Origin of the sequence: uncultured Rothia sp., from assembly GCF_916715725.1 — a bacterium.
GTDB lineage: Bacteria > Actinomycetota > Actinomycetes > Actinomycetales > Micrococcaceae > Rothia.
The window spans coordinates 19,361-27,803 of record NZ_CAKAPD010000019.1 but is presented as its reverse complement, the minus strand read 5'-3'; the positions used below and the strand labels follow the sequence as shown (position 1 = coordinate 27,803).

6 protein-coding genes are annotated in these 8,443 nt (G+C 57.2%); all 6 read right to left on the bottom strand.

All coding sequences use genetic code 11. The annotated features are described in order from the left end of the window. Window positions 1-1,760 (bottom strand): preprotein translocase subunit SecA (secA, locus tag QZ822_RS08700; RefSeq protein ID WP_294644017.1); only part of this gene is annotated, 1,760 nt, incomplete at its 3' end. Between the two features lie 384 nt (window positions 1,761-2,144). After that, the gene (raiA, locus tag QZ822_RS08695) at window positions 2,145-2,780 is read right to left on the bottom strand and encodes a ribosome hibernation-promoting factor, HPF/YfiA family (RefSeq protein WP_314988410.1); all 636 of its coding nucleotides are present in this window, start codon (window positions 2,778-2,780) and stop codon (window positions 2,145-2,147) included. Between the two features lie 215 nt (window positions 2,781-2,995). After that, window positions 2,996-3,892 (bottom strand): ComF family protein, encoded by an 897-nt coding sequence (locus tag QZ822_RS08690; RefSeq protein ID WP_294644014.1) that lies wholly within the window; start codon window positions 3,890-3,892, stop codon window positions 2,996-2,998. A 40-nt stretch (window positions 3,893-3,932) separates the two neighbouring features. Further along, window positions 3,933-5,639, bottom strand: a complete 1,707-nt coding sequence (locus tag QZ822_RS08685) for an LpqB family beta-propeller domain-containing protein (RefSeq protein ID WP_294644012.1) — start codon at window positions 5,637-5,639, stop codon at window positions 3,933-3,935. A 258-nt stretch (window positions 5,640-5,897) separates the two neighbouring features. Next, on the bottom strand, window positions 5,898-7,652 hold the full coding sequence (mtrB, locus tag QZ822_RS08680; protein ID WP_294643995.1) for an MtrAB system histidine kinase MtrB: 1,755 nt from the start codon (window positions 7,650-7,652) through the stop codon (window positions 5,898-5,900). 34 nt (window positions 7,653-7,686) lie between these two features. Next, entirely contained in the window at window positions 7,687-8,388 is a 702-nt protein-coding gene (gene mtrA, locus QZ822_RS08675) for an MtrAB system response regulator MtrA (RefSeq protein WP_012903206.1), read from the bottom strand. Window positions 8,389-8,443: the final 55 nt, after the last annotated feature.

Here is an 8,443-nt window from a genome sequence, read left to right as displayed (position 1 = left end):
GACAGGTAGAAGCGGGACTCGCCCGGGTCGCCCTGACGGCCGGAACGACCGCGCAGCTGGTTGTCGATACGGCGGGACTCGTGACGCTCAGTGCCGAGCACGTACAGGCCACCGAGCTTGGTGACTTCATCGTGCTCTTCTTTAGCGGCGTCTTCGCAGGCCTTCAGAACCTCGGGCCAGCGTGCCTCGTATTCTTCGGAGTTGGTGTTCGGGTCCAGGCCGAGCTCACGCATCTTCTCGACGGCCTCAAATTCGGGGTTACCGCCGAGCATAATGTCGGTACCACGGCCAGCCATGTTGGTTGCCACGGTGACGGCGCCCTTACGGCCCGCCTGCGCAACAATGGCTGCCTCACGCTCGTTGTTCTTCGCGTTCAGCACCTCGTGGCGCACACCCGCCTTCGCCAGCTGGCGGGACAGGTACTCGGAGTTCTCCACGCTTGCGGTACCGACCAGAATCGGCTGGCCCTTCTCGTGGCGTTCCTTAATGTCCTTGACCACTGCCTTGAACTTGGCGATTTCGTCGCGGTACACCTTATCGGGGTTATCGATGCGCTGCACACCCTTGTTGGTGGGGATGGGCACCACGCCGAGCTCGTAGGTGTTCATGAACTCTGCCGCTTCGGTTTCCGCGGTACCGGTCATGCCGGACAGCTTGTCGTACATGCGGAAGTAGTTCTGCAGGGTCACGGTCGCCATGGTCTGGTTCTCAGGCTTGATCTCGACGCCTTCCTTCGCCTCAATCGCCTGGTGGATGCCGTCGTTGTAGCGGCGGCCCGGCAGAATACGACCGGTGTGCTCGTCAACAATCAGGACCTCGCCGTCAATGACCACGTAGTCCTTGTTGTTGGTGAACAGCTCCTTCGCCTTAATGGAGTTGTTCAGGAAGCCAATGAGCGGGGTGTTCTTGGATTCGTAGAGGTTCTTCACACCCAGGTGGTCTTCCACCTTGTCAATGCCGGATTCGAGGATGCCGACGGTGCGCTTCTTCTCGTCTACTTCGTAGTCTTCACCGCGCTTGAGCAGGGTTGCGGCAATGCGCGCGAACTCTGCGTACCAGCGGTTTGCTTCGCCCGCTGCGGGGCCGGAAATGATCAGAGGGGTACGTGCCTCATCGATCAGGATGGAGTCGACCTCATCGATAATGGCGAAGTTGTGGCCGCGCTGAACCTGCTCCTCCACGGTCCACGCCATGTTGTCACGCAGGTAGTCGAAGCCAAACTCGTTGTTCGTACCGTAGGTGATGTCCGCGGCGTACTGCTTACGACGCTCGTCGGGCTCCATGGAGGAGAGAATCACGCCGCACTCCATACCGAGGAAGCGGAACACGCGACCCATGAGGTTTGCCTGGTACTCAGCCAGGTAGTCGTTCACGGTCACAATATGCACGCCCTTGCCGCTCAGCGCGTTCAGGTATGCGGGCAGGGTCGCGACGAGGGTCTTACCCTCACCGGTCTTCATTTCGGCAATGTTGCCCAGGTGCAGTGCAGCGCCACCCATCACCTGCACGTCGTAGTGGCGCTTGCCCAGGGTGCGCTTGGACGCTTCGCGGACTACCGCAAAGGCCTCCGGCAGCAGAATATCGAGGGATTCGCCGTCCTTGACGCGCTCGCGGAACTTGTCGGTCTCTGCTCGCAGTTCCTCATCGGTCATAGATGCGAAGCTGTCCTCGAGCGAGTTCACCGCCTTGGTGTACGCTTCGAGCTGTCGCAGAACCCTCTTATCGCCGGTTCGGAGGATTTTCTCCAAGAAAGATGCCACTGAGCTTCTACTCCTTGCTTGTTTCGGTACCCTCACCAAGGGCGCGCGAAAGTGCGCGCGGTGAGGCCTTCCTACATATTGTATGGCAGAGCCGCCTAATTCGCCCGTCCGAGCTCTTTTTTACGCTGTGCGCCCACGAGGTGACATTTGGTGACGCTCGAATCTTTCACCTTCCGCTTGAGGCAGAGCCGCCCCATCCGGCTGAAGGAACGAACATGTAGGCTACAGGAACGGGCACGTAGAAGGCACGGTAGAAGGCACAGAAAACCCGGGTACCTCAACAGCACATAGAGTACTGTCGGAGGCACCCGGGCCCTGAGCCTGCTCACTGAGCATGCCGCCTGAGAGAGTCATGCACCTCAGCAATCAGCAGGTACGTTAGTTTTAATCGTTGTCCAGGGTAATGATGCCGTAGCTCCAGCCCTTACGACGGTATGCCGCAGCCGGTGCGCCGGTCTCGCTGTCAATGTACAGGTAGAAGTCGTGACCGACCAGTTCCATACGGTCAACAGCTTCTGCGGGAGTCAAACGCTCGCCCTTGAAGCTCTTGCGGCGAATCTCAATGGGAGATGCTGCCTCATCAGCGAGGGTGACCTCGCTGTTATCGAATGCTGCTTCTTCCACCGGAATATCCGGCAGCAGAATCTCGGTAATTGCTTCGGTGACCACGGGAATCGAGCCGGTAGCGTCCGCAACGGAAACGGGGTGCTTGCCACCGCGCTTGTACAGCTTGCGGCGGTCACGTGCACGGCGCAGACGCTCCAGGAGCTTGCCGTAGGTTTCATCGAAGACCGCGAACTTGTCGTGACCCTGGGCTTCGGAACGGAGGACAGGGCCGGTACCAACAACGGTAATCTCAACGCGGATGGACTCGCCACCCAGATGACCGTCCTTGCTGAACTTGACGTCAATGTCCTTCACGTTATCGCCGAGCTGAGCGAACTTCTGAACCTTGTCGTTCACGTACTCTTCCAGGCGTTCGGTGACCTTGATATTGCGGCCGTAGATGTTGACTTCCACGATCATTCCCTCCAGGTTGGGGGCTTATACCGCGTCCGGTTGGACCCGGTACGGGGGTTCGACTCCAATGCCGTTCCCTTGTATATATTCTAGTACGGAACATGGTTTATATCACTAGATATGACAAATATTTAGCCCAAATAATAGCTATTCGTCAGTCTGCGAACTTTATTCGCCAAAAATCGTGTATCTCTTGCAACTAACTACAAGAAACGCTATGTCTGAGCTTTTTTCGGTACCGCCGCCACGGCGCACACGCCAAGCACAGAGGACCCCGCCTCCTGCAGCACACGCACCATCTCCGAGGCAGTCGCACCGGTGGTCACCACGTCATCACAGATAACACTCACCCGACCCGCACACAGGGCAGGCTCCATGACGCGCAAGGCACCGTGCATCCGCTCGGCACGACCCACAGCGCCCAGGCCCTTCTGCTCGTTCTGCGCACCGGAAATCGCATCAGAAATAATGGAGGCGCCGCTCCCCCGCCGGCCGCGAGACGCATACCCGATGACGTCCACGGCACGCACCCGCACCGAGGCAGGCAGACGCCGATTGAGCTGACGCACCGCCTCCTGCACCAAAAGGTTCGCCGGTGCATAGCCGCGGCGGCGCATGCTCTGCGCAGAGGACGGTGCCGGAATCAGCAGAACCTCAACCGGCGCAGAAGAACCGTGCTGAATCTCAGCCCGGCGAGCGCGCAGAAGCTCATACACGCTACGCGCCAAGCCCTCCCCCAGCAGGGGCAACAAATCAGTGCGACCCGCGTTCTTCAACGCCAACAGCGCACGCGGCATGATCCCCTCATAACGGGATGCCGCACGCACCTCAGGGGCACCGCCGCCAGCAGCGCAGTCGCCAGAAGACAGAGGCTGCAGAACGTGCACTTGTTCCATCCGCGCCAACGCCGAATGCAGCTGCGGCAGACACGCCTCGCACAGCGGCGAGCCGGCACCGTAGGCGACCGGCACCGCACAGCACGGGCAGGTACGCGGCATCAGAACCTCACCCAAAGACCCGCCGGCGCTCTTGAGAGCGCCCGCAAGCCCGGTCAGAGACTTGCTCAGAGACCCGTTCACGGGCTCGTTCAAACCACGCTGTCCTGAACTCACCGAAAGCAACCTTTCCGCGCGCTATACCCGGTGCCCGAAGCTAACCGGCGTAACTAATCTCGTGCAGGGTCGTATCCAAACGGATCCAGCCGCGCTCCTCCATCAGGTAGCACGAACCGTCAGAACGGTGAGCAATAATGTTCGACGTATTATCCGCCGTCGAAATGGTCATCACGCCATCCAAACGATCCAGCTTCGTCTCTTCACCGCTGAGGGAAATCACCTCAGACTCACCATTCTTCACGTTCACCACCACGACGCTCTGGTCGCCAGCCCAACGGGCATTACGCGGGGTCACCGAAGAGCTCAGACGAACCATCTCCGTCAGGCGCAGAGGCTTGCCGGCATCATCACGCACAATACCGGAAATAATCACAGCCGACGCACCCTCAGTAGACGCCACAATCGCCATGCGCGCACCATCGTGAGAGACGTTCACGCTCGTAAAGCTCAAATTACGCTGCCACGACAGACCAATATCAACGCCGCGCTCGCGCTCATTCGCGTCCTCAGAGTCCGGCTTGAACGCACGCACAACGCCCGTACCATCGGCAGCCCACACCCAACCGTACGCATCAAAGCTCGGAGCAGTCAGCGCGGTACTCTGCCACACACGGCGGGCAGTACCCTGATACACCGTGTACAGGCTCGCGGCATCATTCGCCAAGCAGGCGTAAACATCCGCAGTGTAGCCCATCGCCGGGGAGCTCAACTGGCTCACGCCACGCAGAAGTAGCTGCTCGCCCGCATTGCTCATATAATCATCACGCGCCACCATCTGGCCGTTCGAATTAATAGCAACCGTGCGGGCAGGAACACCCGGGTTCAGCTTCACCGCAGAGAAGCCGCTCGGTGCATTCTCAGGAATCAAAGTACCGTTGTAGAACACCTCGGTCTTACCCAGACCGGAGAAGTTCTCCAAACCGTGCATAATCTGCTCACGCACACGCGCCAAACGGTTATCGTCCAGGTGCTCACCCGAGAGGCGAACCAGCACATCCTGGTTATCGCTCATGGTCGCCGTCTCAAGGCTCATCGACTCGTTCAACGCCGAGAACGCAACATCCTTCAGGTAGGACGCCGGGCCAGCCATCAGCGTACGCACCAGCAACTCAAAATAGCGGTCCGTATGCGGGAACCAACGAATATCCGGCACAGCATAACGGAACGCACGATCGTAGAAGTACAGGCGGCACGGGCTAAACACGCGCTCAAACTCGGCACCATCCAGCCACAGACCATCCGGGCAGGAGCTAATACGCCACTGGTTATCTTCCATAACCATGGTGAAGTCCTGAGTTTCAGTCTGAGCCTCCGGGAAGGTGCTCGTAATACCCTGACTATTCACAGTCGCCGTCTGCTGGAAACGCACATGGTAGGTACCCTCGGCTGCTCCACTATCGTCACTGCGGGGCTGCACCGTATTACGGTACACGCGAGTCGTACCCATAGGATTCCAACGACCCGCAAAAGAAGAACTCAAATACTGGCGCGCCACAGCATAATTCTCAATGCTGTCCACACCAGCACGCACGAAGCCCTCAATAATCGCCTCGGGGGTAGCACCCGCCAGCGGTCCCGGCGCACGCGCCGGAGAAGTATTAACGCTCTTCACGTCCAGACCGCTGCTGTGCTGAGTCACTCGATCGTTCGAAGGAAGACCCGCGCAAGAGCTCACGAGCGTCGCCAAAGACACCGCACCCCAAGACAGCGCGGCGCGTCGAGAAACAATAGCCCTGTGAGCCATGGAGGTCTTAACCTTCCTCTACGAACAAAGACAAACAATCACCAACTACCGTTGCAGGCCGTCGCAACGCGGTGAAAAGATAACCACGGCGAAATAGCAACACCGTGAAAACATATCTGCATTGATTGTACTGGGTGAACAGTGCAAATACGCAAGGATAAGCGCAAATACAATCACGCCCATCCCAATCCTCGGCCCCAATCTCCCGCTCTATGACAGATGCTTTATGCAGGAAGCGGAGCCCTCTCCTACCGACCTTTAGAGGTTATCCTCAATATTCGCTCGAGGAGCAATATTGGGCAGCGTATCCTTCGCGGTCGCCGAACGATGCGCACTCACCTCAGGCTCACCCGTCACAAGAACCGGCGACTCACCCAAAGGCGCACCGTGAATCAGCGGCAGGTTCATCGTGAAGCAGGCACCGCGGCCCTTCTCGCCCCACGCCTCAATCGTGCCGCCGTGCAGACGCACATCCTCAGCAGCAATCGACAGACCCAGACCGGTACCGCCCAGGGTACGCTTACGCGAAGTATCAGCACGCCAGAAACGGTTGAACACCTGAACAGCCTCATCCTCAGACAGACCGATACCGTGGTCACGCACCGCAACACCCAGGTTCGTGGCATTCGCACCCACGTACACGTCAATCGGGCGGGACTCGCCGTGCTCAATCGCGTTGTACAGCAGGTTACGGAGCACACGCTCAATACGCACGCGGTCCATATCCACCATGATGCTCTCATGGCTCGTATGCACGTTCAGCTTAGTATTCGTGCGCTCCAGGTGCGGCAGAGCCTCCTGCAGAATATTCGACAGCACACGCATGAAGTCTTCCGTGTCAATGGTCAGCATTGCGCTACCGGCATCGAAACGAGAAATCTCCAGCAGGTCAGAAAGCATCGACTGGAAACGATCCACCTGATCGTGCAGAAGCTCCACGGTGCGGCTCTGCGTGCGCTCCATCTCGTTACGCGTATCGTACAGAAGCTCCGTACCCAAACGAACCGTCGACAGCGGAGTACGCAACTCGTGCGAAACGTCAGAAACGAATCGCTGCTGCAGAGTCGACAGACGCTCCAGCTGAACAATTTTCTCCTGCAGCGAGTCAGCCATCAGGTTGAAGGAATAGCCCAGACGCGCCGCCTGGTGCTCACCGTGTACAGACACACGCTGATCCAGATCGCCAGCAGCCAGCTTCTCCGCCGTAATAGCGGTCTGCGTAATCGGGCGGACCACAAAACGAGTCACAATCCACACCACAGAAAGCACCACAGCAAGCAGCGCGCAGAAACCACCAAAAAGAACAAAGTTAATATGCGCAATCGTGGCGGAAGAATCCGTCATATCGTACACAAGGAACAAACCGTAATTAGGGTTCTGAGAAATAGAAATATGTGTACCAACAATAAGCACCGGATAGGTACGCTCACGATTATTTTCGACAGTAGTCACCGTAGACGTCTGCCAGAAAATACCCTCTTTATCGCGAACAGTTTGTTTGAAATCATTCGGAATACTCGAAGAATTCAAAGAATTATTACTGCTCTGCTCAGGAATAAAACCCTGCTTACCTTGACCTTCCAAAGGCACAAGAATCCAATTGCGCTTACCCGAGCTACCCGCATCCAGCACGGTCAGGGTACGGCTCACATTACGGCGAATTTCGCTGTCACTACGGGCCTCAGAGGAGTCCAGCACGCTCTGAACGTTACGGAAACCACTCTCCGATTCCGCCAGCGCCTGACCCTTCTGATTCTCAAAAAGACTCGTCGCAATCTGGCTCGACAAGGACCAACCCACCATCAAGAAGCTCAGGAACATCATGATGCCCGCAGTACCCAAAGCACGGAACTGCAGAGATTCCTTCCACAAACGCTGAGCGCGCTGCATCAGGCTCCTACTACTCTGCTTTTTCGCCTTACGCGGCTTGGAAGTGCGGGTACGCGAAGAGGCGGAGGCTACCGCCTCCGCCGTCAAAGCGCCGTGCTCATGGCTCGACTTCGCAACAGACAATCAGGTTATCCCTTCGCCTATGAATAGGTTCCGATTAGCTACCGGAAGATCCCACCAGCTCGGTCGGAATCTTATAGCCAACGCCACGGACCGTCTGGATAAAACGATCCGCACCCAGCTCATCAAACTTAGCGCGCAAACGCTGGACGTGCACGTTTACCAGCGAATCGCTCACATCAGTGTAACCCCAGACCATATCCAGCAGTTCCTGACGGCTCAACGCCTGACCCGGGTGGCGCACCAGCGCAGCCAACAGGTCAAACTCCAGAGGAGTCATCGGAACCTCAGTGCTGTGGTACTTGACGGTACGGCCGTCCATATCCATGACAATATCGCCAATAGACACCACCAGCTGGCGGCTCTCACGCGGACGCAAACGGGTACGAATACGCGCCAACAATTCAGCGTGCTTAAAAGGCTTAGCAATGTAATCATCAGCGCCAGCCTCAAGACCCTTAACAACATCTTCAGTGTCGCTTTTAGCGGTCAACATAATAATCGGCACATTAGAAGAACGACGAATTTGCTGGCACACTTCAATACCGTTCATGCCAGGAAGCATCAAATCCAAAAGCACCAAATCGGGAGTGGAACGCATAAAAGTTTCAAAAGCGCGTGCACCATTTTCGCAAAAAACGGCGTTGAAACCCTCCTGCGCGAGCACGAGGCCAATCATTTCCGCCAGAGCATCATCATCATCAACCACCAAAATGGTGTGTGCATCGCTAGCGCTCACAGTACCTCCCTAAAGAAATGTCGTAAATACTTACATAAAAATGCTGATTCTCTAA